Raw genomic sequence first — 24,338 nt, forward strand, 5'->3', positions numbered from 1 at the left:
TCGGGTCTGGCTTTTTTATTGCCGCGGTGCGCACTGGCGCTACTGCAAGCGCTCGTCGTCCAGGAAGTCCGGCACGGCCATGACGTCGATGCCCTCGTCGGCCAGCGCCACGCGCTCCTCGGGCGTCGCCGTGCCGCGGATCGGGCGGTCATCGGCATCGCCTTCGTGGATGCGGCGCGCCTCTTCCGCGAAGCGCGGCCCCACGTTCTCGGTATTGCGCAACAGCGTGCGCACCTGGCGCATCACGGCCGCCTGCAAGGCCGCCATCTTGTCGGCGTCGGAGGCGTTGGCAGGCACGGCCGGCTGGGTTGCCGGCGCGTGCAGGTGGGCGACGTTCAAGCGCGGCGCGGACAGCCGCTTGGTGATGCTGGCGGAACCGCACACCGGACACGTGACGAGGCCGCGCGCCTGCTGCGCGTCGTAGTCTTCGTGCGAACTGAACCAGCCCTCGAAAATGTGGCTGTGCTCGCACTGGAGGTCGAAAACTTTAAGTGCCATGGCGTCTATATGGGGTGCAACTCCCAGAATACAAGAAAGCGCGCGCCTCGGGCTGCTAGTCCCTGGCATGCGCAATGCCTTTCCCGGCAGCCCAGGACAAAGCGGGCCCGCAGGCCCGCTTTTCCGGCTGCCCGAGGGCTTATTTGGCGCGGTTCTGCGCGGAGGGATTCCCCACCTGCGCCTGCTGCGCCTGCAAGGCGTCGATCTGGCGTTGCAGGTCGCGCAGTTGCTGGCGCACGTCCTTCTGCTGATCGGCCAGCGCCGTAGCTTCCTGGCGCGATTGCTCCTGGCGCGCAGCCACCTGCTCCTCCTGCTGCATGCGCAGCGTGCGGTCGGCCTGCAAGGTGCTCAGTTCGGCGCTGCGGCTGGCCAGCAGCTTCTCGGCATGCGCGTACTCGGCCTGCATCTTGATGCGCTTGATGTCCACCTCGGCCAGCTCGGCCGATTGGGCGACGAAGGCGCGGTAAGTCGCTTCGGCCTGCTTGTCCGACTTGGTCTTCACCACGCGCCAGAAATCCTTTTGCTGGAACAGGGCGACGTAATAGGTCAGGTCGTCCGGCTTGAACAGCAGGCTGGCGCCGTAGGTGCCGTTGTAGGCGGTGCGCAGCTCCGACACCTGGCGATTCTGGATCAGGCTTTGCAGCTCCGACATCGTGGAGGCCGGACGCGCGGCCGGCGGCGGTGCGGGGGGAGTCACGGGCGTGGATGCCGCCTGCGTGTCCTCGACCTGTTTAACCGTGGGCCTGGGCGCTTCGGATTGCGCGCTGGCGCAAGCGGCCAGGCCGGACAGGGCCGTGCCCAACAGCGCCATGCGGACGGCGCCACGGATAAATTGGACGTTCATGCCTTCCCCAAAAAAATCGTTGCGGAACTATAGCAATTTATTGCGGCCGGGACAGACGCGCTTACATGCGGTGAACCCGGAATTGTCGCCCCCTACGGGCCATTCCCTATTGCGTGTTCACACAGTCTCGGCGACGCCGTCGGCGGGTTCGCCCTGGCCTGCCCCCAGTTGCAGCTTGCGCATTTTTTCCCACAGCACCTTGCGGCTGATGCCCAGCGTGTGGGCGGTGTCCTGGCGGCGCCAGCCGTTGGCGTCCAGCGCCGCCAGCACGCGCTCGCGCTCCGCGCGTTCGGCATCGGTGAAGACGGCGGGCTCGGCCCGCGCGCCGGCCGCTGCGCCCACCACGCGCAGCGGTTCCGCCAGCTGGTCGAAAATGCGTTCGATGCGCGGCAGGTCCCAGGCCTGGAACTGCCGCCGCACGATGGCGACGCGCTCGGCGACGTTGGACAGCTCGCGCACGTTGCCCTCGTAGCGCGTGCGCGAGACACGGTCCAGCAGCCATTGCGGCGGCTCGCCGTCCACGCCCTGCCCCTGCAGCAAGGCGCGGAAGATCGCCGCCTTTTCTTCCGGCCCGCGCTGCTCCAGGTTGGGAATGCGCAGTTCGATGACCGCCAGCCGGTAGTACAGGTCGGCGCGGAACTCGTCCTGCCCCACCAGCACCCGCAAATCCTTGTTGGTGGCGGCGACCAGGCGGAAGTCCACCGGCACCTCCACGGTCGAGCCCAACCGCGTCACCGTGCTCTGTTCCAGGACGCGCAAGAGCTTGACCTGCTGGTAGAGCGGCAGATCGCCGATCTCGTCCAGAAACAGCGTGCCGCCGCTGGCCTGCTCGAAGTAGCCCTTGTGCGCGCCGATCGCTCCGGTGAAAGCGCCCTTGGCATGACCAAAGAAATGCGCCTCGAACAGGCCTTCGGGGATGGCGCCGCAGTTGACCGCCACAAAAGGTCCGCCGGACCAGGCGGCATGGTCGTGCAGCAGGCGGGCGATGCGCTCCTTGCCTACACCGGTCTCGCCATGGATCAGCACGTTGCTGCGGCAGTCGGCATACATTTCCGCCTCGGCCAGCAGGTCCTGCATGGTCGCGGACACGGCGACCAGCGGCTGCTCGCGGCGCGGCGCGGAACGCGTGAGCTGATTCAGCGTGCCCAGCAATTCATACAACAGCTTGCGCAGATCGGCCGTGGTGAAGGTCAGCGGCAGCGTGTAGGAGTATTCCGGCGGGTAGTAGCGCGGGTCGCGGCCGCGCGCTTCCGCGGCCACCCAGATGACAGGCAGGCCCTGCGCCGCCAGCCAATCGTAGCCGCTGAAGCGCTTGTCGCCCATCACGGAGACCGACACCAGGGCCACGGCCGGCCGCGCCAGGTCGCGCGGCGGCGGAAACGCGGTGCCGGCGTCCGCCCGCAGCAGCGACACGTCCATGCCCGCGAGGCAGCGCTCGGCGCGACTGGCAATGTCGGAAGTGCCCTCCCAGACGTACACGTCGAATTCTTCACGCGCGAAATTCTGGCTCATCGCTTGGACCATGCGGGAAGGAAAGGGATGGGGGTCAGGAGCTTCATCATCAGTACACCAGGCGAGGCTTGCCGCAATCCACGGAGATCAATGACACGTCGGTCTGGCCCACACTCAGGCCCAGCGCGTTGAGCAGCTGCTGCAGCGCCACGGACAGCGAACTCAGCAAGGGATCCAGCAACACCATGACGACCGACAGCACGCCACCCACCTGCCCGCTGCCATTCAAGGCCAGCGCGCCGACGGCGTTGACGCGGCACTGCCGGATCGCGTCCGGCACCAGCGCCAGGGCGCAGGTCACATCGCTAAGCGGGGCCAGCAAGAGCGAATTCAGGATGCCGCCGACCAGTTGCAGCGTGCCGCCCAGTACGCCGGTCAGGCCGCCCGTGCTCAGGCGCGTGCCGAGCTGGTCCATCGCGGTTTTGGACCATTGCATGTCATTGACGACCTTGGAGATGGTCTTGCCGGCGTTGTTCTTGTCGCCACCCACCAGCTGGGTCGCCAGCTCGCTGCGCTGCGTTTCGGTCAGCGGTGTGCCGGTGTTGAACAGGTCCCCCAGGATGCCGCCGATCAGCGCGTCCGTCAGGTTGGAGGCAAGCTTGGACAGGTCCAGGTTGGTGGCGTTGACGGTGGCGGTGGAGTTGGGCGATGGCGGCGCGGTGAGAGTTACCGGCACAGGCGCCGAGGAACTGAACACCGGCAGCGTGAACCGGGCGGAAAGCGGCAGTATGCCCAGCACGTCCAATACCTGATAGCGGTCGATGGCGCCGAACGCGCCGGGTTCGCAGCGGTTGGTGAGCGACTGGAAATTCGCGGATTTGGTGTCGGTCTTGGACTCCATGCCCGGGAAGCGCCCCACGCAAACGCTAGCCGCGGCCGACGTCACTTCAATCACCGCCTGATTCGCGGGCAGCGGCGCCTCGCAGAGCTTGCGCAGCGTACCCGTGGATTGCGCCACGTCGATGATGATGGGCAGGTCCACCTTGGTTTTCAGCGTGTTCGCCAACAAGGGCCCGAGCAGCGGTATGTTGCTGGTACTGACGCGCAGATACACGCGTATGCCGGCGCTGATCGCCTGCGCGCCCACGCCGCCCACGCCCACGGCAGGCGGCTCGACGATGCGCACCCCCGCCTCCAGGCCCAGCAGCGGCACGCTCAGCCCCAGATTGATCAGGTTGCTGCCGTTGGCGATGGCCAGGCCGGTTTCCAGGATGTTGAGCGCATTGACCTTGGCCTGCAAGGCGGCGCCGGGATCGCCGCCGACCACATCCAGATTCAGCACGCCGCCGTCTCCGAACAGTTTCACGGGCAGGTTCAGCGGCATCAGGTCCAACACCGTGTTGATGGCTCCGCTCAGCAGCCCGACATCGGCATTGACAGTTCTCTGCTTGTCGATGACGCTCAGCGTGGCGCGCAAGAGTTGACCCAGGGTCAGATTGCTTAGCGCCGTCAATTGCTCAGGCGTACCCACCCCGGCCGCCACCGACAACGGCAGGCCCAACGCTTCCAGCAGGCCGGCTGGCGTGATGCCGACATTGGCCAGGCCGGCGGCGTCCAGCACATCCAGTTGCGTGGGCGAGGCCCCCGCCGTAGCCAGCAGCTGTGACAGCAGACCGCCCCGCTCCAGGCGCAGCAGCCGCGATCCCACCGTGAAGGTCGCCACCGGCAGCGTGTTGGTAGCCACCGCCGCGACCGACGCCGTGACGCCGCCGACGCCGGGGATGAGATTCGCCAGTTGCTTGCGCACCGCAACCCGCACCGCGTTGTAGGCCTGCCCGCCGGCCGCGTCGAAGACGTGCATGCCGGACGGGTCGGAGCGCGCCGGATCCCATACCTTGCATTCCACCGTGAAATCGGTGGCAGTGAAGGTGTCCAGGATGTTCGGCACATTGGCCAGGGCGGAGGCTTTGCCCGCGGCGGCGGCCCGGGTGCAATCCGCGCTGGAGCCAAGGTTCAGAACCTGCACCGCCGACAGCGCCGCCAGGTCCGCGGCCTTCTGCATTTCGCGCTTCATGTAGTAGCCGTAGGCGAGCTGCAGCACGCCCAGCAACACCACTCCCACCAGCACCGCGAAGACGACGGCGACAGTCATGCTGCCGCGTTGCCGCGACGGCGAGGAAGGATGTGGACGGCCGGCCGACATGCTATTGCGACTCCGTTTCCGCAGGCGGCGGAGAAACAGGTTCCCTGGATTTACTGGACGTTGGGGATTTCCACATTCCGGTCGAACCACTCCGGAATCGGACGTTTGAAGCTTTCCAGATAGCGGTTCCAGGCCGCCGTGGAGACCGGCCCCAGCACAGGCAAGGCATTGCCGGCGCGGCGGCCGTCGGCCTGCGCCGCCAACAGGCCGCGCGTCACGTCGCCGAAGCCCTCCTGCGCCGCGGGTTCGGCGGCCGGCGCTTGCGGCAGCGGGGTCTGCACCTGCTGCACCACCGGCCGGTCGGGCATGGCGGCCGCAGGGGCCGATGCAGGCGCAGACGCTGGCGCCGTCGCGGGCGCGCTGCTCGCGGCGCCCGACATGCTGCCCGTCAGCGGCGCATTGGATTGCGCATGGCCGGCGGAAGGCGCCAGCGCCCCCAGGGCGCAGACCAGGATGAACAATCCGTGCTGGGTCGAATGAGACATGGCAGTCTTCCTCAAGACAGGGTTAGCGCACGATGGGGCCGTTGCCCAGCCCTTCCATCAAAGGGCTCATCATCGGCATGACCGTCTGCCCGCCGCTGGACACCCGGGTGGCCGGCGCGTAGGACGCGCCCGGCACCGGGGCCAGTTGGCCGCGGATCTCGGCGGCAAGACGCAGCACCTGGCCGCGCGCTTCATCGCTCAGTTGCGCCCGCTCCATCAGGCGCTGCGCCTTGAGCGGATCGCCCTCGACCAGCAGCAGCACCGCCAGGTTCGCCAGCACCTTGCCGCTTTCCGGCGTCAATTCAGCCGCCTGCCCCAGGGGCACGCGCGCGCCCGCCGGATCGCCCGCCCGCAAGCGCGCGTAGCCCAGATCGCCCAGGATCCGCGCGTCCATCGGCGCCAGCCTGGCCGCGCGCGAAAAGTAATCGGCCGCCTGATCGAACTGCCCGCGCGAACCGGCGATCAAGCCCAGGCCATGCCAGCCCTCGGCGGCCTGGTCGGTGGCGGTCAGCGCGCGGTAGGCCTGCTCGCTCTGCGCCGCCTGTCCGGTCTGGCGCAGCGCCTCGGCGCGCAGCACCGCCACCCGCGCGTCGTTGCCGTACTTCTGCTGATAGCCATCGATGTATGCGAGCGACGCGTAATAGCGCTCCTGGCGCTGCGCCTCGACGATCATGGACAGCATCATCTCCGGCTCCTTGGGCCGGCTCTTGCTTTGGGCCTCGTCTTCCTTCTGCCGCATCAACGCCTGTTCCTGCTGCTGTTGCTGGATCAGCTGCCAGGCGGATTCCGCGTTGTTGGTCTTGCATCCGCTCAAGCCCGCGCCCGCGACCAGCACCGTGGCCGCCAGCGCGCAACGCCATGCGCGCGACCTGCTTTCCGTTCCGCCGTTCATTACATCCCCCCCATGCGCGACAAGCCGCGCAACACCGCGATAAACCCCGCTCCGCCCGTCACGATCAACAGCGCGGGCAGCAACGTCACGATCATGACCCCGGTCATCTTGACCGTGGTCTTGCCCACCTTCTCCTTCAGTTCCAGGCGCCGCTTGTCCCGCAGACGTTCGCCGAAGCGGTTCAAGGGCTCCTGCACCGCGCCCCCGTGCTGGTCGACCTGCGCGATCAGGCGGCAGATGGCGGACAGATCGTCGTTATCGAAGCCCGCGGCCAGCCTGGCCAGCGATTGCTCGCGCGTGCGGCCGCGCACATAAAGTTCGGAGGCCAGGCGCAATTCGAACGCCAGTACCGGCAGCACCTGCCCGAACTCCTTGACCAGCACCTGCAGGCTCTGGTCGATCGACAGGCCCACGCCCTGCAACAGGCGCAGCAGGTCGATCAACAGGGGCAGTTCGTCGGCCGCCTGCCTGCGGCGGCGCGCCAGGCGCCGCTGCACGATCCACTTAGGCAGCATGTAGCCGATCGCGAAGCCGGCAAAGCCCGCGACCAAGGCGCCCATCGGCATATCGGGAAGATGCTTGCTCAAGTCCAGCGTGACCGCCACCACCGGCAGCAGGATCGCCAAGCCGAACCGGACCAGCACGAAACGCGAACGCGCGGTGCCTGGATTGGCATAGCCCGCCATGTCCACCAGTTTGCGGTCCTCGGAGGCGAGCAGCGCGTCGGCCAGCCGGCCCTCGCTGAGGCGTTTGCCGAAGGTGTCGGCCGCCCGCGCGGCCGCCGCCAGCCGGCCCTGCCCGCCTTCGCCGCGCAGGGCCGCCGAGGCCGCGCCGCCCTCGCGCGCGGCCAGCGCCTGATCCACCACCTGGCGGCTGCGGCCCTGGCTGCGCAGGCGCCGCGCCATACCCAGGCCCAGCACCACCAGGCCGGCAGCCACCAGCATCAGCGCCATCGCCAGCACGGTGGATGCGTTCCAGGATTGCAGGGTGTCCATGCGGCGCCTCCCTTCAAATGGCCTTGGCCATGCGATACAGCCAATAACAGCCGCCGATCTGCAGGCACACCGCCGTCAGCAGCATCCTGAAACCCTGCGGGTCTTGCCACAGGCCCATGAACAGATTGTTGTTCGCGACGATGATGAAACCCGCGATGCCCACGGGCAGCAAGGCCAGGATCCAGGCGGACAGCCGGACCTCGGCTGAACTCGCGGTCAATTCGTTGCGCGCCTGGGCGACGTCGCGCATGAAGGCCGCCATGCGTTCCAGCACCTGGTCGCTGCGGCCGCCGAAGCGCATGGCCAGCGACACCACCGCGGCGACCATATACAGTTCCTTCAACCCGTACAGACGCGACACGTGCGCCAGCGCCGCGTCCAGTTCCTTGGAACGGCTCAGGCTGGACGCCGTCTCGACCACCTCGCGCAAGGGTTCGTCGGTGGCGGCGGCGGCGGTCTGGAACGCCGCGGCCATGCTGTTGCCGATGGTGAGCAGGCGCACGATGTTGTCCAGGAACGCAGGCAGCTGCGAGACCATGCGCCGCTGGCGCTTGTCGGCCCGCAGCCACAGCAGGAAGTAGGCAAACACGGCCAGCAGCAACAAGGTCACTGCTCCCGACAGCGGCCCCAGCAAGACCCAGGCCAGCGCCGCGCCGGCGACGACAGGAAGCGCGATGCGCAAATACAGGCCGACGCTTTGCCGCAGGCCGGCCAGGCGCAGCAAGCGGTCCCAGCCGGAAAAGCCGCTGCGGAATCCGCGGGCATTCTCGGCAAAGGGCGCATCGGCGCTGGCCTCGTCGCGGCCTCGCCGCAGCTGGCTTTCCAGAAAGGCGGAGCTGGCCGCCCGGCGCGCGCTGCGGCCGGCATGACGCCACAGCAGCACCGCGCCGATGGCCAGCACCGCCGCCAGGGTCGCAAGCACCAGGGCTTCCAGCATCAGCGCCTCCTGCTCCAGAATCCGCCTCCCGCGCCATCGCGGTCGTCCGGCGGGTTGTCGTTGGCGCGCGCCTCGTTGCGCATTTTGGCCAGCTTGGGCGTATGGGGGTGGATGCCCAGCCAGGTCCAGCGGTCCTTCTCCTCGCCGTCCGGCGCCGCGTAGGATTCGTGCCGATAGAGCTCTTGCGTGGAGATCACGTTGTCGCCCATGCCGGTGATCTCAGTCACCGACAACACCCGGCGCTTGCCGTTGGACAGGCGGCCGATCTGCACGATGAAATCCAGCGCGCTGGCGATCTGCCGGCGCAGACTGTCCTCGCTGCCCTGGAACCCGGCGAAACCGGCCAGCATCTCGATGCGGTACAGGCATTCGCGCGGAGAGTTCGCGTGGATCGTCGCCATCGAACCTTCATGTCCGGTGTTCATGGCCTGCAGCATGTCCATGACCTCGGCGCCGCGCACTTCCCCCACCACCACCCGGTCCGGCCGCATCCGCAGGCTGTTGCGGATCAGCTCGCGGATGGTGACGGCGCCGCTGCCGTCGAAGCCGCCCTGGCGCGATTCCAACCGCACCACATGCGGATGGTTGAGCGACAGTTCGGCGGTGTCCTCCACCGTCACCACGCGTTCCGTTTCAGGGATGAAGAACGCCAGCGCGTTCAGCAGCGAAGTCTTGCCCGAGCTGGTGCCGCCGGACACCAGTATGTTGCAGCGGTTCTTCACCGCTTCATTCAGCAACCGGTAGATCTCTTCGTCGAAGCTGCCCAGGGTCAGCAGGTCGGCCGGCTTGAGCGGGTCCTGCCTGAACTTGCGGATCGACACCATGGGGCCGTCCACCGCCAGCGGCTCGATCACCACGTTCAGGCGGCCGCCGTCGGGCAGGCGCGCATCCACCATGGGACTGGATTCGTCCAGGCGGCGGCCAATGGGGGCCAGGATGCGGCGCACGATGCGCAGCACGTGCTGGTTGTCCGTGAAGCGCAGCGTCTCGCGGGCCAGCACGCCGCGGCGCGAAACGAAGACATTGTCGTAGCCGTTGATCAGGATGTCTTCCACGGCCGGGTCCGCCAGCAGGTCCTCCAGGGGTCCCAGGCCCGCCAGTTCCTTGGTCAGCGCCTCGGCGATGGCGCGCATCTCGCCTTCATTGATGGGCACCCGGCGCAGGCGCACGAAACTCGCGACCTCGATGTCCACGAACTCCTGGATCGCTGACCGGGCCCAGCGGCCGAACTCCGCGCCCAGCTCTTCGATGCGGGACAGCAGGTGCTCGTAGGCCGCCGTCTTCACTTCCTGGTAGCGGTCCGACGCCGAAAAGCCTTTGTCGCCGTCGCCGCCGAACTCTATCGTCGCTGTCATGATCATGTCGGATCCCGTAACCGTCCGTCTGTCTGTCCGTCAACCGACCACCATGCGGCGGTGCACGCCGGGCAGCCAGGTGGCCAGCCAGCCTGCCCGCCCGCCGGGCGTGTTCTCCTCGGCGCAGAGGCGTTCCGCCAGTGCCTGCACCGCGCGCACATAGACATCGCGTTCGGCCTCTTCATGCAACAGATGTCCGCGGTTCGTGCACACCATCAGAGGCAGCGTGCGGTCTGGCAGCGTGCCCACCAGTTCCAGCTGAAAGCGTTCGGCGATCTGCTGCGCGGTCATGCCGTAGCGCTCGTCATAGCGGTTGACGATCAGGCCCAGGCTGCGCCGGTCCACGTGCTGCTGCTCCAGTTCCTGCAGCAGGCCGGCCAGCGACACCAGCGCGCCCACGCTCTGGTCGGTCACGATCCAGTTGAGCTGCGAGGCGCGCGCCAGGCCCGACACGAATTCGGGATTGGTGAAGCCGCCCGAATCGGCCACCACAACCGAGAAATGCTGGCGCATGCGTTCGAACACCAGCAGCGAATCCGACTGCGACACGTCGCGCATCTGGCCCAGGTCGCGCGGCAGCGACAGCACGCTCAAGCCATTGGCCGTATGCGCCATGGCGGACCCCAGCAGGGTGGAATCGAGACGGCGCAGATTGCGCGCAGCCTCGGCGAAGTCGAAGTCGCCGCCGATGTTCAGGTAGAGCTGGCAGTCGCCGACAGGCCAGCCCAGGTCCATCAGCGCGACCCGGCTGGACAGGGGCAGCGGCTCGCCGGCAGGCTTGGGCGCCTTGGCTGCGGAGGCGGCGCGCTGGCCGTGCGCAAGCGTCAGGCGGTCCTGCACCAGGCCCGCCAGATGCACGGCCAGGGTGCTGGTGCCCACGCCGGGACGCGCGCCGAGCAGCACGACGCTGCGGCGCGTGCCGTCCATGCGGCCGCCGGACGGCCGGTCGAGCAGGCGCAGCACCACTTCCTTGATCTCCTGCGGCGCCACCGAGGGGTCGACGAAATCGCTGACGCCCGCCCGCAAGGCGGCGATCGCCCCCTCCGGCTGGCTCAGGAAGCCGACCGCCACGCGCGGCACCGTCGGCGCAATGCGCGCCAGCAAACGCGCCAGTTCGGCCGACCTGAACAGCTTGCCGGGCTCGTCGTCGCTCAGGGTGAAATCCAGGAACACCACCTGCGGCGCGATCTCCGTCAGGCGCCGCGCCAATTCTTCGATACGCGGCGCTTCCTGGGTCAGCATCCCCAGGTCGCCCAGAGCCTGTCCCAGCTGCGCGGCGACCGCGTTGCCTTGGGAGCAGAACAGGAACCGCGTGCCGTTTTGCAGGCCCACCCATTCGCTGGCATGTGTCTTCATATTGCTCACCGTGAAAAGCCCGGCATCTGCTGGCCGCCCATCGGGCCAGTCAGGTAATAGCCCCAAGCGTTGAATGCCGTATCCGTCTGTTCCTGCTTGGCTCCCGGCAGCGGCAGGGCCACGCCGCGCGCGATGGGGCGCACCAGGCGCGGGGTCACGACGATGACCAGCTCGGTGTCCTCCTGGGAGTAATCGACGCTGCGGAAGAAGGAGCCGATGATGGGCAGATCGCCCAGCATGGGCACCTTGTTGACCATGGCCTTGGTCTGGCGCGACACCAGGCCGCTGATCACGAAGCTTTCGCCATCGCCCAGTTCCACCGTGGTGTCGGCGCGGCGGGTGCGCAAGGCCGGGATGATGGTGCTGGTGTCCGCGCTGGTGTTGATGGCGATGCCGTTGGTGTAATCCAGCTCGCTGGCCTCGGGCGCCACCTTCAGCGAAATGCGGTCGCGCGACAGCACGGTGGGCGTCACGGTCAGGCCGATGCCGAAGGGCTTGAAGGTCACGTTGACCGTCCCCAGGCCGCCCGCCTGCGGAATCGGCAGCTCGCCGCCGGCCAGGAAACTGGCGCTCTGCCCCGTCAAGGCCACCAGGGTCGGCTCGGCCAGGACGCGCGCCATGCCGTTGGTCTGCAGCAGGCGCAGTCGCGCCGAGAAGTTGTTGGAGTCATAGAACAGCGAAAAACCGGACGCCAGCGCGCCGCCCAGGCTGGCGGGCATGGTGGAGCTGCCGCCGCTCCAGGGACCGTTGCTGGCCGTGAAGCTGATGCCGGCCGCCTTCATCACCGAACGCGACACTTCCACGACCTTCACCTCGACCTGCACCACGCCGCCGGTGCCCGCGGTCGACATGTCCACCACGTTCTTTTCCCCGCCCACGGCGGACGCCGCCATGGTGGCCGATGCGATCTGCCCCAGCTGCGACGCGGCATGGCCCGAGACGACGGCGTGGCCGTCGGCGATGTCGACGTTGGCGCCGCCGCCCAGGCCGCGGCTCGCCAGCGCGCCCTGCACGCTACCGCCGACGCGGACGTTCCATATCTGCGGCGCGGCGTTGTTGCCGGTCCAGATCTGCAATTGCGTGGTGCCGGGCTTCTTGCCATACAGCAGCACCGAGCCCGCGCGCTTGCCGGACGCGGGCAATACCTTCACGTCCGCCACGTCCGGATCGCCGATGGCGATGCGCGCGGGCGCGCCGCCATCCAGCATGAGACTCTGCTGTCCCTTAACGGCCATCGAGATGTCGCGGACCGGCGCGTTCGCGCCAGCCGCGGGCGCCGCGGTCTGTGCCAGGCTGAGCCCCCCCTGTGTCATCGCTGCCGCGGCCGACAGGAGGCAGATCATGGTGGTGCGCTGATGTTTCTTCATGTGCAGGACCTGATGATGGAAAGAGTCCGGCTGCGGCCAGCGCCTGGTCCGCCCGCAGCCCCGTTCAATAGCGCACGCGCTCGGATTTATCTCCTCGGATGATTTCCACGGTCCGGCCGCCGCCGGAACCCTGGGGCCGGCTCGCGGCGCGGGCGGCCGGCGCCAGCGCCGCGGACGTGGTGCCGTCCAGTTGCACCAGGCTCTCGCCGGCATACGCGCGGTTGGGGCCGGACAGCAGCGACTCGCGCTGCGCGGCCGTCAAGTCGGCGCGGACCGGCAACACCGTGCCGCGTCGGGCGAACAACTGCGCGTCCGGCATGCTGTCGTCGCCCACCGGACGCAGCGCCAACTGCAGGCGGCCCGCGCGGCTGGCCAACATCAATTCATTGACCCGATCAACCGGGACGGCCAGCACCGCGGTGCGCGCCGGCTGGCCCGGGCCGCCCTGCTGCAGGGCCGACTTTTCATCCGGCCCTTCCACCGACGCCTTGCCGTAAGCCAGCACGCGCACCTGGGACTGCAACAGACGGGCCTGGCCTACCGCCACTTCGGCGCTTTTTTCGATCATGAAGAACACGTCCACCATGTCGCCCGGGACAATGCGGTTGCCGCCGCCTATCACTTCGTCCACCGCAATGGCGACGGCGCGCTCGCCTGGCTTGAGCTGGCGTGCCAAGCCTTGCGTCAGCAGGCTGGGCAGGATCGGATCGCCCGCGGCGATGTCGACTTTCGTCACCGCGCCTTCCAGCGGCGCAAGGTCGGCAAAGCCGCCGGACAGCGCGACCTGCCACTGGGCCACTGTCAGCATGCTTGCGCTGTCGATGCGCGAACCCGCGGGAATCGGTCCCCGGGCCACCACCACCGGATGGAGCTTGAGCGGTTCCGCCGGCGCCGCCGCGACAGGCGCGGGCGCCACGCCGGGCGGAGGACTGGCCGGCGCCGAGGCCAAGCGCCAGGCCACGAAGGCCAGCACCAGGCCCGCCACCAGCAACATACCCGCGACGATCTTGCTCAGACTGCTCATGGCGCCCCCTGCGATATCTGCACAACGGCCTGCGATTGCAACCTGCCCGGGATCCAGTTCCGGTTCGCGCCCGGCAAGGCGGTGATCAGCCCGCGCACGGTCTCCAGCAGCGGCCAGGACTGGGTGTTGTAGGTCATGGCGACGGTGGCGCAATCGGCCGGCCTGCCGCCCGCCCCGGTCCAGGCGCAAGGCGCGCGCGTGGTGCTGCACAGCACCGCGGAACCGGCGGAAAAGGTGCCCATCGCCGCCACGCAGGCTGCGGCCGGGACATCGGCCTGGCCGTTGAACCGGGCATAGACCGCGGCGCGCGCGCCGTCGGCCGCGGCCGCCGCCAGTTGCTGCTGCATCCAGAACAGCGCGCCGAACCCGACCACGCCGCAGATGAAGAGCAACAGCAGGGTGAGCGTCAGCGAAAATTCGAGCGCCGCAATGCCGCGCTGGCGTTTGCGTGGCGCGTTGTTCCCGAGGCCGTGCGCATAGGCTCGCATCTCAGCCTCCCCCGCCCAGGGCATTGCCCAGATGCACGGTCGCGCGCGCGCTCAGCACGCTGGAGGCCGGCATCAGCGCCGCCTGCAACAGCGGCACCGACGGAATGAGCGGATGGGCGCCATACGCATAGGACACGTTGACTTCGATCTGGTCCTGCGCCAACGGCAAACCGCTGCAGGCGCCGCCGGCCGCGCTGCTCAGCGCGCCCGCACTGCCGCAGACCGCCACCTGCACCGGCGCCGCGGACAGGGTGCTGATCCACTCCGCCTGATACAACGCCGAATCGCGTCCGGCATTGGCCCGCGCGGTCAGCGACGCGGTACCGGCCTGCCACTGCAAGACCTTGCGCGCGCCGTCCTGCGCGGCCAACGTCACGGAATGCTGCGCGGCCACCACCAGGGAGTACGTCAGGATCCCGTAAAACACCAGGAAGAACACCACGAATACCAGGGCGAATTCCACGGAATAAGAACCGCGCTGAAGGCGGCCAGGCCCAGATAGGCGGCATACGGAATCTGGCGCGCGCGGTTGCTCAGCGCCCAGACCCGCGACACCGCCAGATACCCCAGTCCATGCAGGCCGGCCAATACGCTGGCCAACGCCAGCGTCACCATCAGCGGCGCGAAACCGAGCAAGAGCCCGAGCACGGCGATGGCCTTGATATCGCCCGCTCCCATCAGCCGCCTGCGCCATAGCGGCAGGAAGGGCACTGCAACCAGAAATCCGGCCAGCGCCATCAACCATCCCGACCAGCGCGGCGGATAGGCCCAGCCCGGCGCCAGCCAGGCCGCCAGCAGCCATAGCAATTGGCCCGCGAGTCCCGCGACGATCAGCCGGTTGGGGACGCGGCGATAGCGCAGATCGGCGTGGATCAGCGCCACAATCCAGCATGCAAACAACAGCCACCACAGCACTTCCCCTGGATACAAGGCAAGACCTTCAAGAAAACGACTTCAACGACGGGCGCGTCGGGACTGACGCGGACTCCTTCAATCAAGTGATGCCATGTTGCGGGTACGCGCCGCGGCGGCTAGCGGCACACTGCCGCCACGACGCGAATGGGTTCGCGGCTTAGCCGCCGCCTGCGGGAGGCGTGGTGCCGGTACCGGTCTTGGCGTTGTCCAGCTTGGTGCCCAGTTCCTCGAACATGCCTTTCAAGGACCCGGTAAATGCCCCCACCGCGACGATGAGGGCTACCGCCACCATTCCCGCGATCAGCCCGTACTCCAGGGCCGTGATGCCGTCTTCGTCATTCCAGAACTGCGCAAGTGTTGCTTTCATGTCGAGCTCCATGGGTCTCGATTGATGACCGGGGCCGGTCTTCAAGCAGCAGGGCCAGCCCCCTAAAGCCTGGAACCGCTCACGCGCCGCGCTTATTTCCGCGGCGCGCGTCCAGGGTCCAGCTAACCCGGCCCCGGCGTGGCTCCGGGCAATCTGTCCGTAGCCGCGGCTGGGGCCGATTCAATGATCGAGTCGATGCGCTGCGCCGTGCGCGCGCGAAAGCGTTCGGAGGCGCGCTGCAAATGCCAGCGCATGAGGAGCAAGGTGACAGCCGACAGCGCGAAGGCGATGTACGGCAGCATGGCCCCGCCGATATGCAGGCCGACGGCGTCATTCGTGGTCGTGCAGATGACCGCGCCTGCCGCCGCGCCGGTGTAATGCATGCCGCAGACCGCGACGGCCATCAAAATGGCCGCGCCGATGCGCTGGCGTTCATTCTGGGTATTGAAGGCGAGCCAGAGCGCGGCAGTGGCCGCGACGGCGGCGATCAGCACCGACAAAACCACCAGCGGCAGATTCCAGAGCAATACCGCCGGCATGCGCGCGGCGCTCATGCCCACATAATGCATGGAAGCGACGCCGAACCCCGCGGCGCAGCCCCCGACCAGGCAGCGCAGGAAAGTGAATCGGTCACGGCCGACATACCAGAATGCCCAACCGGAAAACCCGGCCGCAACCATGAAACTGAGTATCGTCAGGCCGACCTGGTAACCGACTTCAAAAGGCAGGTTTTGCGCCAGCATGCCGATGAAATGCATGCTCCAGATACCGACGCCGCCCATCGCCACCGCGCCGATGACGATATAGCCGATGCGGATTTCACCATCCTGGGTTTCCGCGCGGATACCCGCGGCGGCCAACAGGGCCACATACGACCCCAACGCCGCAATCAGGAACGAAAGCGCCACCAGACTGCCGTTGAAGGAGAGCGGAACGACATCGCCCGGGCTCATGTGCGCTCCCTGTGTGGCAAGCGGCTGCGGCTGCGCGCGGCCGGCAAGCTGTTGCAGTGCTTCTTGCGGTAATCCCCAGCCATCTTTGCCTCCGGGCGGGTCCACACATTTTGCGTATTTTTGATACGTATCTTTAGTTTATATATTGCCAAATCATACACATCAGGGTTTTCACTGAATTTCGCGATATTGCGACAGAAGATGTGTAACGGATGGACCTAAGTTTTCGAAAACATTAATAAAAATCGCCAAATCGCGCTTATCTTTGCCTGAAAATATATTACGCAACAAAAGAATATTCCGAAATAATGTAAATGCGGCGACTTCAGGGAGGCGGAATTTGAAATGAATTGTCATTCAGTCAGAAATACTGGCACCATATGCCCACCGCTAACTGCAACTTTGTCTTAACACTGTTGCCACCCTTTTCAATCCAATACTCGATCGGGTCCGGGTATCCGTTCAGAAGCGCCAGCGGAAATGAGAGACGAAAAAGGCAAGAGCAGCAGATCCCCGGCGAGTCCGCTTTGTCTCGCCCTCTTGTGCATGGTGGCAGCCGGCACTCAGGCCCGTGCCGAAGGTCCGCTACGCGGCAATCCGGTGGACGCCATGCCGCGCATTGAGCGCCCGCCCTCGGCGACGCAGCCTCCGCCCTACGTCCAGACCGCCACGCCGGAACAGCTGGCCTTGCAAGCTCGCCTGGCGCAGCGCATCGTGCCGCGCAATTTCGACGTCAGCGGCGTACGCGCCATCCCGTTCGAGGAAGTGTCCGGGCTGCTCACCCCATTGGCCGGCAAGGAAATCAGCCTGGGCGAGCTGGTTCAGGAAGTCGACAAGATTACCCAGCTCTACCGCGACAAAGGCTTTCCCCTGTCGTTCGCGCTGCTGCAGAACCAGACCTTCGCCAATGGCCTGGTGGTGGTGACGGTGGTCGAGGGCTACATCGCCAATGTGCGGATCGAAGGCGATATCGGCAATGCGCAGGACCGGCTGGAAGCGCTGGCCGCGCCCATGCAGGAGGAAAGGCCGCTCAAGCAGGCCACGCTGGAACGCCAACTGAACCTGATGCGTACCGTGCCAGGCGTCAAATTCACGCCCAGCCTGGATCTGCCCCGTCGCGCCGATGGCGCCACCGAACTGGTACTGGCTGCCAGCCGCCAGCCCGTCAGCCTGACCGGCGGCATCGCGGACCTGGGCACCGGCATGCAGCCAATTGTGAATCTCGCGACCAACAGCCTGACGCCCCTGGGCGAGCAAGTAAAGCTGACCGCCTCGATACCCTTCAATACCGATGACGTGAAGTACGTGTCGGGCGAAATCCGCGTGCCGATCGGCGCGGACGGCCTGGCCGTCAAGATCGATGGCTATCACTACGATGCGCGGCCCCAGGACGACGCCATCGAAATGTTGGGTTTCGAGCGCCGCGTGAAGAACGACCGCATCGGCGTCGGCGTGAGCTATCCGTTTCTGTTGAACAACACCCGCTCGCTGACGGGGACCCTGGGCGTCTACGCAGCCAATTCCAAGGACCGCTACGAGGCCCGCAACACCGACCGCTGGCTGCAACAGGATGCGCAGGTACGCGCGGCGACCGCCGAAATGCGCTACATCCAGGTGTCCGAGACCAAGGCCACCGACGTCACGCTGAGCGTGGCCAAGGGGTTTGACGCCGCGGGCGCAAAAAAGGACATCGCGACCAACTATGGCTACTCGGCCACCCCGCTGCTGGACCTGGATTTCACCCGCTACAACCTGAACGCCAGGCAGACCTTTGTGCTGCCTGCCCAGATCGGCCTGGTTTTCTCCGGCGCGGCGCAGTACTCCAGCAACATCCTGCCTTCTTCCGAGCAGGTCTCGTACGGCAGCTGGCGCTACGCCATGGGCTATCCGCAGGGCGAGCAAAGCGGCGACAAGGGCGTGGGCGTGTCGGCGGAAATCAATCGCCGCTTCGGCGTGGGCTGGGAGTACCTTTCCAGTGTCCAGCCTTACGCCCTGGTCGATTACGCGCGCACTTGGTACAACAACAAGGACCTGCAGATCCTGAATCAGCGGCACCTGTCCTCCGTGGCCCTGGGCTTGCGCTTTACCGACGACAAGTACTACCTGTTCGATTTCAACGTGGCCAAGCCGGTGGGCTCGGCCACGGTCAACGACAACCGGAACGTGCGCTTCAACGCCAACTATTCCCTGTTCTACGACGCCTTCTAGCCGCCCGGAGCGAGGCGGCCGGCAGACCGATGAACGCCCGTCGCGACGGGCGTTTTTTCTTGGGCGGCGCTGCCGGCGTTACGTAACGTCCGCCGTAACGTTACGTCGGATTGGCGGCTTTCCGTAACATTCGCAGGCTCCGTGCGATCGCAAAAATGAGGATTTTCCAGATTTAAGGAAAACCCTTATTTCCATACACATCCCATTGATAACAAAGCGATTTAATTCATCAGAAATTACGGAAAGTGCCGTTTTGCCGGCGGCCTGAAAAATCTTGGCATGGTTTATGCATGAGGAAGCGTATCGGGTTGTTTCTACGCCTGACTCTTCCAACCAAAGGAGCTCGCCATGCATACCCATTCCGACACGCGCCGCCTGCAACGCGTCCTGACCGCCACCATCCTGGCCACCGCACTCGTAAGCGCCCTGGCCGCCTGCGGCGGCGGTGGCGGCGGCAAGAAAACCGCCGGCCTGCCCGGGACCGACATTCCCACCAACCCTGGCGGCGGCGGCCTTGATCCTGGCGGCGGCCTCAACCCTGGTGGCGGCACCAACCCCGGCGGCGGCACCAACCCCGGCGGCGGTACCAACCCCGGTGGCGGCACCAACCCCGGCGGTGGCACCAACCCCGGTGGCGGGACCAACCCCGGTGGGGGCACCGACCCTGGCGGCGGCACCAATCCGCCGCGCGTGAGCGGCCTGCTGGAAACCACGCTGGGCAATACCGGCGCGGCGCTCGACAACACCCTGCCCCTGAACCTGGACACGACCTTGGCGGGCGTGGGCAAGGCGCTGGATCCCACGATCAAGCCGGTAGCCGACACCGTGGTCGGACTGACTCAGCAGATCGGCGCGACTACCGGTTTGGGACAACCCACCGACGGCGTCGTCAGGCAGGTAGGCGGCCTGGTCAGCGACCTGGGCACCAGCGTCAAAGGATCGGGACTGCCCGGGGGCCTGGGCGCGGGCGTGGGCGGCCTGGTGGACGGCCTGGGCAAGACCGTGGCCAGCACTGGCGGCCTGCTGAATGCGAACGCCAACAATCCGAATCCCCTGACGACCGTGCTGGGCAACGCCACCGGCGCGGTTGGCGCTTTGACGGGGGCACTGTCGGGCCAGGGCGGGCTGCTGCAGCCGATCACCCAGGTAGTCGGCGGCGTGACTGGCGGCGTACTCAGCGGTCCCAACACGCCGCTGCTCGAGCCTGCGCTCGGCAACGTCGGCAAGACGGTCGACAACGTGCTGCCGCTGGGCTTGCAGCCCGTGCTGGCCGGCGTGGGCGGCGCGCTGGATCCAACCGCCAGCCCATTGGGCGGCAAGGTCGTCGGCCTGACGCAGCAAGTCGGCGATACCACCAAGCTGGGCGCGCCGGTAGCCGGCCTGTTGAGCAGCCTGGGCGGCACAGTCACCAATCTGGGCGGCGCGTTGCCGGGTGGCACGCCGGGCTTGAACGGCGTGCTGCAAGGGCTGGGCGGCGCGGTCGCCAGCGCGGGCGGCCTGCTGCATGCCACGCCGGGCAACGCCAATCCCCTGGGTTCGACGCTGGCGAACGCGACGGGCGCCGTGGCCTCGCTCACCGGCGGCCTGGGCCTGGGCGGCGTGACGGGCGGCTTGACGGGCGGCGCCAACGGCACGGGCGGCCTGCTGGCCCCCGTGACGGGCCTGCTGGGCGGCGTGACGGGAGCGGTGGGCGGCGCGGCCGGCGGCGCCAATGGCGCGGGCGGCCTGCTGGCTCCGGTGACGGGCCTGCTCGGTGGCGTGACGGGAGCCGTGGGCGGCACGGCCGGCGGCGCGGCAGGAGGCGCTGCCGGCGGCGGATTGCTGGGCGGGCTGGTCGGCGGGTTGACGGGAGCTGGCGGCGCTGCGGCGGGTGCTGGCGCAGGCGCCACGGCTGGGACAAACGGCGGTGGCCTGTTGGGCGGGTTGGTGGGAGGCGTGAACGTCGCGGCCGGCGCCGGTGCGGGCGCGGGCGCAGGAGCCTCCGCCGGGGTACCCGCCGCTTCGGCGGGATCTGGCGGCACGACTGGCGGCGCCAACGGCGGCCTGCTCGGCGGACTGCTGGGTGGCGTGACGGGCAGCCTGACGGGCGGCGCGGCGGCGGGCGGATCGTCCGGCGGGACTGCCAACGGCGGCCTGCTGGGCGGACTGCTCGGCGGCCTGGCCGGGAAGAAGTGATCCATCGCAACCGCCAGGAATCCACATCATGCTGCAACAACAGACCTACTTTCACCACGAGCATGTGACCGGCATGGCTGAATCAACGGGAAGCAACCGGCGATCCGGCATGCTGGACGAGATCGTCCTGCTGCTGGGGCGGCAATTCGCCGCCTACAACGCGGCGTGCCAGTCGGCCCTGGCGGAAAAGCTGGGGATGCCCCCGGCGGACCTGAAGGCGCTGGAGTTGGTCATGGAGTTCGATGCCCTGCCCACCGGGCATCTGGCCCAGTTGCTGGGCGTCAGCTCCGGCGGCGCGACCGCCTTGATCAACCGGCTGGAGGCCGCCGGTTATGTCCAGCGCGGCCGCCACCCGCTGGACCGCCGGATGATCGTGATCCGGCCGGTCGAGGAGCAGTGCCAGGCGCTGGCCCAGAAACGGCAGTGGATCGCCGAGGCCATTGCCACCACCGCGCGCAGCTATGACACCGCGGAACTGGAAACGGTGCATGCCTTCCTGATGCGTTGCGGCCACGGCGTGAAGCGCGACACCCTGGCCTGGCTGGAGGCAGGCAGCGCGCATCAGGCCGGGTAGAAAAGCGGCGGGGACATCGCCCCCGCCGCTTCTTCAGCCGGATCAGGCCGCCTCGGGCGGCCCGAAGTGCAGGCGCGGCACGGCGGCCAGCAGCCTGCGCGTCATGTCCTCGCGCGGCTGGTGCAGCACCGCGTCGGCCGGTCCCAATTCGATGATGCGGCCTGCGTCCATGACGGCGATACGGTCCGCCAGATATTCGACCACGCCGAAATTGTGCGTGATGAACAGATAGGCGATGCCGAGCTCGTGCTGCAGCTCGCGCAGCAGGTCCAGGATCTGGGCCTGCACGGAAACGTCCAGCGCCGACGTGGGTTCATCGCAGATCAGCACTTTGGGTTCAACCGCCAGCGCCCGCGCGATCGCGATCCGCTGACGCTGGCCGCCGGAGAATTCGTGCGGATAGCGTGCCAGGGTATTGGACGGCAGGCCCACGCGCTCGATCAGCCGCGCGGCGTGGGCGCGGCGCGCCTCCTTGTCCATGCCGGCGCGCAGGGATGCCAATCCTTCGTCCAGGATGTCGCCCACCCGCATGCGCGGGTCGAGCGAGGCATACGGGTCCTGGAAGATGATCTGAATGTCCTGCCTCAGGCGCTGCAGCGTGCGCCGGTCCGCGGACAGCAATTCCTGCCCCTGCAGCATCGCCCGGCCCGACACGCGCGCGCCATCGATCAAGCGCAGCAGCGCCTTGCCCGTGGTGGTCTTGCCGCAGCCGGACTCGCCCAGCAGGGCCAGCGTTTCGCCCGCCTTCAGGGTAAAGGTCACACCGTCCACGGCCTTGACCCAGGACGCGATACGGCGCAAAGGCCCCTTACGCACGGGGTAATGGATCTTGAGGTCCTGCACGTCCAGCACCACGCCGGCATCGCTCGCCTTGGGGCTCCCGGCCAGCCGGGCGTCGTTTCGCGCCATGGCCTCGCGGCCGCTTTCGGTCAGCGGCGTGCCGCGCTTTTCAAACGTGGGAATCGCTTCGAACAGCTGCCGCGCATAGGGGTGCTTGGGCGCGCGGAAGAACTCCTCGGCGTCGGCGCTTTCAACGATCTCGCCGCCGCGCATCAGCGCCACGTGATGGGCGACGTTCTTCACCACCGCAAGGTCGTGCGTGATCAGCAGCACCGCCATGCCCATTTCCCGCTGGATGTCGGCCAGCAGGTCCAGCACCTGCGCCTGCACCGTGACGTCCAGCGCCGTGGTGGGCTCGTCCGCGATCAGCAGGACGGGTTCGGCCGCCAGCGCAATGGCGATCATGACGCGCTGCTTCTGCCCACCCGAGAACTGGAAGGGATAGTCGTCGATGCGCCGCTCGGGCTCGGGGATGCCTACCCGCCGCAGCCAGTCCACGGCGCGGGCGCGCGCCGCGGCGCCGCGCAGGGGCGTGTGGGCAATCAGGGTCTCGATGATCTGGTCGCCCACCCGCATGACCGGATTCAGACTGGTGGACGGCTCCTGGAAGATGATGCCGATGCGCCCGCCGCGCACGCCGCGCATGGCGCTTTCCGGCAGACGGTTCAGGTCTTCGCCGTCCAGGTCGATCTGCCCACCCACGATGCGTCCGGCGTCGGGCAGCAGGCGCAACAGCGCCAGCGCCGTCATGCTTTTGCCGCAACCCGATTCGCCGACCAGCGCGAAGGTCTCCCGCCTGGAGATCGCCAGATGCAAGCGCTTGACCGCATGCGTCATGCCGCTTTCACCGGCGATGTCCACGTACAGGCCATGCACGTCGAGCAAGGGAGCCTGGCTCATGGGGCATCTCCCGGACGGGACTGGCGCGTATCGGTGGCCAGCGCCGTGCGCGGCGCCCGGCCGAACAGGCCGAAGCGCGCCATGCGGCCCGGCTTGTAGCGCCGCGTGCGCGGATCGAAGGCGTCGCGCACCGCGTCGGCGAACAGGTTGGCCGCCAGCACCAGCGCCAGCATGAAGACGAATGCGGTCATCAGGTTCCACCAGATCATGGGGTCGCGGGACATTTCCAGCCGCGCGCCGTCGATCATGGAACCGAAGGAATTCATGCTGGGATCCACGCCTATGCCCAGATAGGACAGCACCGCCTCGTACAGGACCAGGCCGGAGAATTCCAGCACCACGGTGATCAGGACCAAGTGCGCCACGTTGGGCAGCAGATGGCGGGTCATGATGCGCCAGTGCGACACGCCGAAGGCCCGCGCCGCCTGCACGTATTCCAATTCGCGCAGCTTGAGGGTTTCGGCGCGCAGCAGTCGGCACAGCCCGGCCCAGCCGGTAAAGCCCAGGATCATGCAGAGCAGGAACAGCCGCAGGTCGGCGCGCGCGGCCGAGGTGTCGAACAGATCCGCGTTGTTGTCGATGTATACCTGCATCATCAGCGCGCAGGCGGCCACCAGCAACACGCCCGGAATCGACGTGATGGTGGTGTAGAGATACTGGATGCCGTCGTCGACCTTGCCCTTGAAGTAGCCGGCGGCGATGCCGAAGACGATGGCCGGCGGCAGCATCGCAATGGTGGTGAGGCTGCCGATGACCAGCGCCGTGCGGATGCTCTTGAGCGCCTGCCACAGGACGTCGTTGCCGATGCGGTCGGTGCCCAGCGCGTGATAGCCGCTGGACAGGCCGGCCAGGGCGCCCGCCGTCAGGCACAGCAGCGTGAAGGTGACGGCCATGGCGCGCCAGGGCACTTCCGAATACCCGCCCTGCGGATCCCCGGCGGCAACCCGGGCCGCTCGGCGCCTGGCCAAGCCGGCATACATCAATCCGACCACAATGGCGGACGCCGCCAGCCCGGCGGCCAGGCCCAGCGCGACCCGCTTGGCCACATCGCCCAGGTGATCGCGGTCGGGATCCTGCAGATGGACGCCCGCGCCCCGCAGCCGGGGAAAGTCGCGCACCGGCTTGTCGTTGACGAGCATGGTTTCCTTGGTGAACTGCCGTATTGCCAAGGGCTCGGAATAGGTTTTTTCCGGCGTGGTCAGCACGGAACCCGTGAGCAGGCCGTCCAGCGCCGAGCGCACCGCGGGCGCATAGGCCGGCGGCGCGTCGGCGGCGGCGCCCGGGGCCGGCAGCAGCAGCGGCCGGTAATGCACCGAGTCCAGCAGGCCTACCACCACGAAGGCGGCCAGAATCACGGCCGAACACATGGCCGGCGTGTCGCGGGCCACGCGCGCCCAGGTCGCGCGCAGGTTCGGGCTGCGGCGCACGTGCCAGACGTAGGCCAGCGCGCCCAGCACCATGAGCCACAGCGCGATATCGGTCCAGAGGAAGACGAACATGGGCATGGCGG

22 protein-coding genes are annotated in these 24,338 nt (G+C 67.6%); 3 read left to right on the top strand and 19 right to left on the bottom strand.

Going from position 1 to position 24,338, the window contains the following annotated elements:
* Positions 1 to 39 precede the first annotated feature (39 nt).
* The 17 genes from IPU70_RS14430 to IPU70_RS14510 all read right to left on the bottom strand — a co-directional run bounded on the left by IPU70_RS14430 (position 40) and on the right by IPU70_RS14510 (position 16,131).
* The gene (locus IPU70_RS14430) at positions 40 to 498 is read right to left on the bottom strand and encodes a DUF1178 family protein (protein WP_207468178.1); all 459 of its coding nucleotides are present in this window, start codon (positions 496 to 498) and stop codon (positions 40 to 42) included.
* Positions 499 to 637: 139 nt separating this feature from the next.
* Positions 638 to 1,342, bottom strand: coding sequence for a DUF2968 domain-containing protein (locus tag IPU70_RS14435; protein WP_207468180.1), 705 nt, complete (start codon positions 1,340 to 1,342; stop codon positions 638 to 640).
* 117 nt (positions 1,343 to 1,459) lie between these two features.
* Positions 1,460 to 2,854 (bottom strand): sigma 54-interacting transcriptional regulator, encoded by a 1,395-nt coding sequence (locus IPU70_RS14440; protein WP_207468181.1) that lies wholly within the window; start codon positions 2,852 to 2,854, stop codon positions 1,460 to 1,462.
* A 49-nt stretch (positions 2,855 to 2,903) separates the two neighbouring features.
* Entirely contained in the window at positions 2,904 to 4,946 is a 2,043-nt protein-coding gene (locus IPU70_RS14445) for a TadG family pilus assembly protein (RefSeq protein ID WP_207468183.1), read from the bottom strand.
* A 101-nt stretch (positions 4,947 to 5,047) separates the two neighbouring features.
* Positions 5,048 to 5,482 (bottom strand): DUF3613 domain-containing protein, encoded by a 435-nt coding sequence (locus IPU70_RS14450; protein WP_207468185.1) that lies wholly within the window; start codon positions 5,480 to 5,482, stop codon positions 5,048 to 5,050.
* Positions 5,483 to 5,504: 22 nt separating this feature from the next.
* A complete protein-coding gene (locus tag IPU70_RS14455; RefSeq protein ID WP_242702505.1) occupies positions 5,505 to 6,374 on the bottom strand; it encodes a tetratricopeptide repeat protein in 870 nt (289 codons plus the stop codon).
* Positions 6,374 to 7,369, bottom strand: coding sequence for a type II secretion system F family protein (locus IPU70_RS14460; RefSeq protein ID WP_207468187.1), 996 nt, complete (start codon positions 7,367 to 7,369; stop codon positions 6,374 to 6,376). Before IPU70_RS14460 ends, IPU70_RS14455 begins: the two co-directional genes overlap by 1 nt.
* Before the next feature lie 13 nt (positions 7,370 to 7,382).
* Positions 7,383 to 8,306 carry a type II secretion system F family protein gene (locus IPU70_RS14465; protein WP_207468189.1) on the bottom strand — a complete coding sequence of 308 codons (924 nt, stop codon included), beginning with the start codon at positions 8,304 to 8,306 and terminating at the stop codon, positions 7,383 to 7,385.
* Positions 8,306 to 9,667, bottom strand: coding sequence for a CpaF family protein (locus IPU70_RS14470; RefSeq protein ID WP_207468191.1), 1,362 nt, complete (start codon positions 9,665 to 9,667; stop codon positions 8,306 to 8,308). The genes IPU70_RS14465 and IPU70_RS14470 overlap by 1 nt, the downstream gene beginning before the upstream one ends.
* A 33-nt stretch (positions 9,668 to 9,700) precedes the next feature.
* Positions 9,701 to 11,026, bottom strand: coding sequence for a pilus assembly protein CpaE (locus IPU70_RS14475; protein ID WP_207468193.1), 1,326 nt, complete (start codon positions 11,024 to 11,026; stop codon positions 9,701 to 9,703).
* Positions 11,023 to 12,384: a type II and III secretion system protein family protein gene (locus IPU70_RS14480; protein ID WP_207468195.1), complete on the bottom strand. Its 1,362-nt coding sequence runs from the start codon at positions 12,382 to 12,384 to the stop codon at positions 11,023 to 11,025. The genes IPU70_RS14475 and IPU70_RS14480 overlap by 4 nt, the downstream gene beginning before the upstream one ends.
* A gap of 64 nt (positions 12,385 to 12,448) precedes the next feature.
* Positions 12,449 to 13,408, bottom strand: coding sequence for a Flp pilus assembly protein CpaB (gene cpaB, locus IPU70_RS14485; RefSeq protein ID WP_207468196.1), 960 nt, complete (start codon positions 13,406 to 13,408; stop codon positions 12,449 to 12,451).
* Positions 13,405 to 13,896, bottom strand: coding sequence for a TadE/TadG family type IV pilus assembly protein (locus IPU70_RS14490; protein ID WP_207468198.1), 492 nt, complete (start codon positions 13,894 to 13,896; stop codon positions 13,405 to 13,407). The genes cpaB and IPU70_RS14490 overlap by 4 nt, the downstream gene beginning before the upstream one ends.
* A 1-nt stretch (position 13,897) precedes the next feature.
* Positions 13,898 to 14,359 carry a TadE/TadG family type IV pilus assembly protein gene (locus IPU70_RS14495; protein WP_013395080.1) on the bottom strand — a complete coding sequence of 154 codons (462 nt, stop codon included), beginning with the start codon at positions 14,357 to 14,359 and terminating at the stop codon, positions 13,898 to 13,900.
* On the bottom strand, positions 14,305 to 14,826 hold the full coding sequence (locus tag IPU70_RS14500; protein WP_207468200.1) for a prepilin peptidase: 522 nt from the start codon (positions 14,824 to 14,826) through the stop codon (positions 14,305 to 14,307). The genes IPU70_RS14495 and IPU70_RS14500 overlap by 55 nt, the downstream gene beginning before the upstream one ends.
* 142 nt (positions 14,827 to 14,968) lie before the next feature.
* Entirely contained in the window at positions 14,969 to 15,178 is a 210-nt protein-coding gene (locus tag IPU70_RS14505) for a Flp family type IVb pilin (RefSeq protein WP_207468202.1), read from the bottom strand.
* 122 nt (positions 15,179 to 15,300) lie between these two features.
* On the bottom strand, positions 15,301 to 16,131 hold the full coding sequence (locus IPU70_RS14510) for an MHYT domain-containing protein (RefSeq protein ID WP_207468497.1): 831 nt from the start codon (positions 16,129 to 16,131) through the stop codon (positions 15,301 to 15,303).
* Positions 16,132 to 16,677: 546 nt separating this feature from the next.
* On the opposite strand from IPU70_RS14510, the gene IPU70_RS14515 reads away from it, so the two are divergent.
* From IPU70_RS14515 to IPU70_RS14525, 3 genes are all read left to right on the top strand, one after another.
* A complete protein-coding gene (locus IPU70_RS14515) occupies positions 16,678 to 18,339 on the top strand; it encodes a ShlB/FhaC/HecB family hemolysin secretion/activation protein (protein WP_207468204.1) in 1,662 nt (553 codons plus the stop codon).
* Positions 18,340 to 18,687: 348 nt separating this feature from the next.
* Positions 18,688 to 20,514 carry a collagen-like triple helix repeat-containing protein gene (locus IPU70_RS14520; RefSeq protein WP_207468206.1) on the top strand — a complete coding sequence of 609 codons (1,827 nt, stop codon included), beginning with the start codon at positions 18,688 to 18,690 and terminating at the stop codon, positions 20,512 to 20,514.
* Between the two features lie 28 nt (positions 20,515 to 20,542).
* Complete coding sequence (locus IPU70_RS14525; protein ID WP_207468208.1) at positions 20,543 to 21,088, top strand: MarR family winged helix-turn-helix transcriptional regulator; 546 nt, start codon at positions 20,543 to 20,545, stop codon at positions 21,086 to 21,088.
* A 42-nt stretch (positions 21,089 to 21,130) separates the two neighbouring features.
* Here the strand turns inward: IPU70_RS14525 and IPU70_RS14530 are convergent, their stop codons facing one another.
* Both IPU70_RS14530 and IPU70_RS14535 read right to left on the bottom strand, forming a co-directional pair.
* Positions 21,131 to 22,828, bottom strand: a complete 1,698-nt coding sequence (locus IPU70_RS14530) for an ABC transporter ATP-binding protein (RefSeq protein ID WP_207468210.1) — start codon at positions 22,826 to 22,828, stop codon at positions 21,131 to 21,133.
* On the bottom strand, positions 22,825 to 24,333 hold the full coding sequence (locus tag IPU70_RS14535) for an ABC transporter permease (RefSeq protein WP_207468212.1): 1,509 nt from the start codon (positions 24,331 to 24,333) through the stop codon (positions 22,825 to 22,827). The genes IPU70_RS14530 and IPU70_RS14535 overlap by 4 nt, the downstream gene beginning before the upstream one ends.
* Between the last annotated feature and the right edge of the window lie 5 nt (positions 24,334 to 24,338).

Origin of the sequence: Achromobacter sp. SD115, from assembly GCF_017355315.1 — a bacterium.
GTDB classification, from domain to species: domain Bacteria; phylum Pseudomonadota; class Gammaproteobacteria; order Burkholderiales; family Burkholderiaceae_B; genus Achromobacter; species Achromobacter xylosoxidans_B.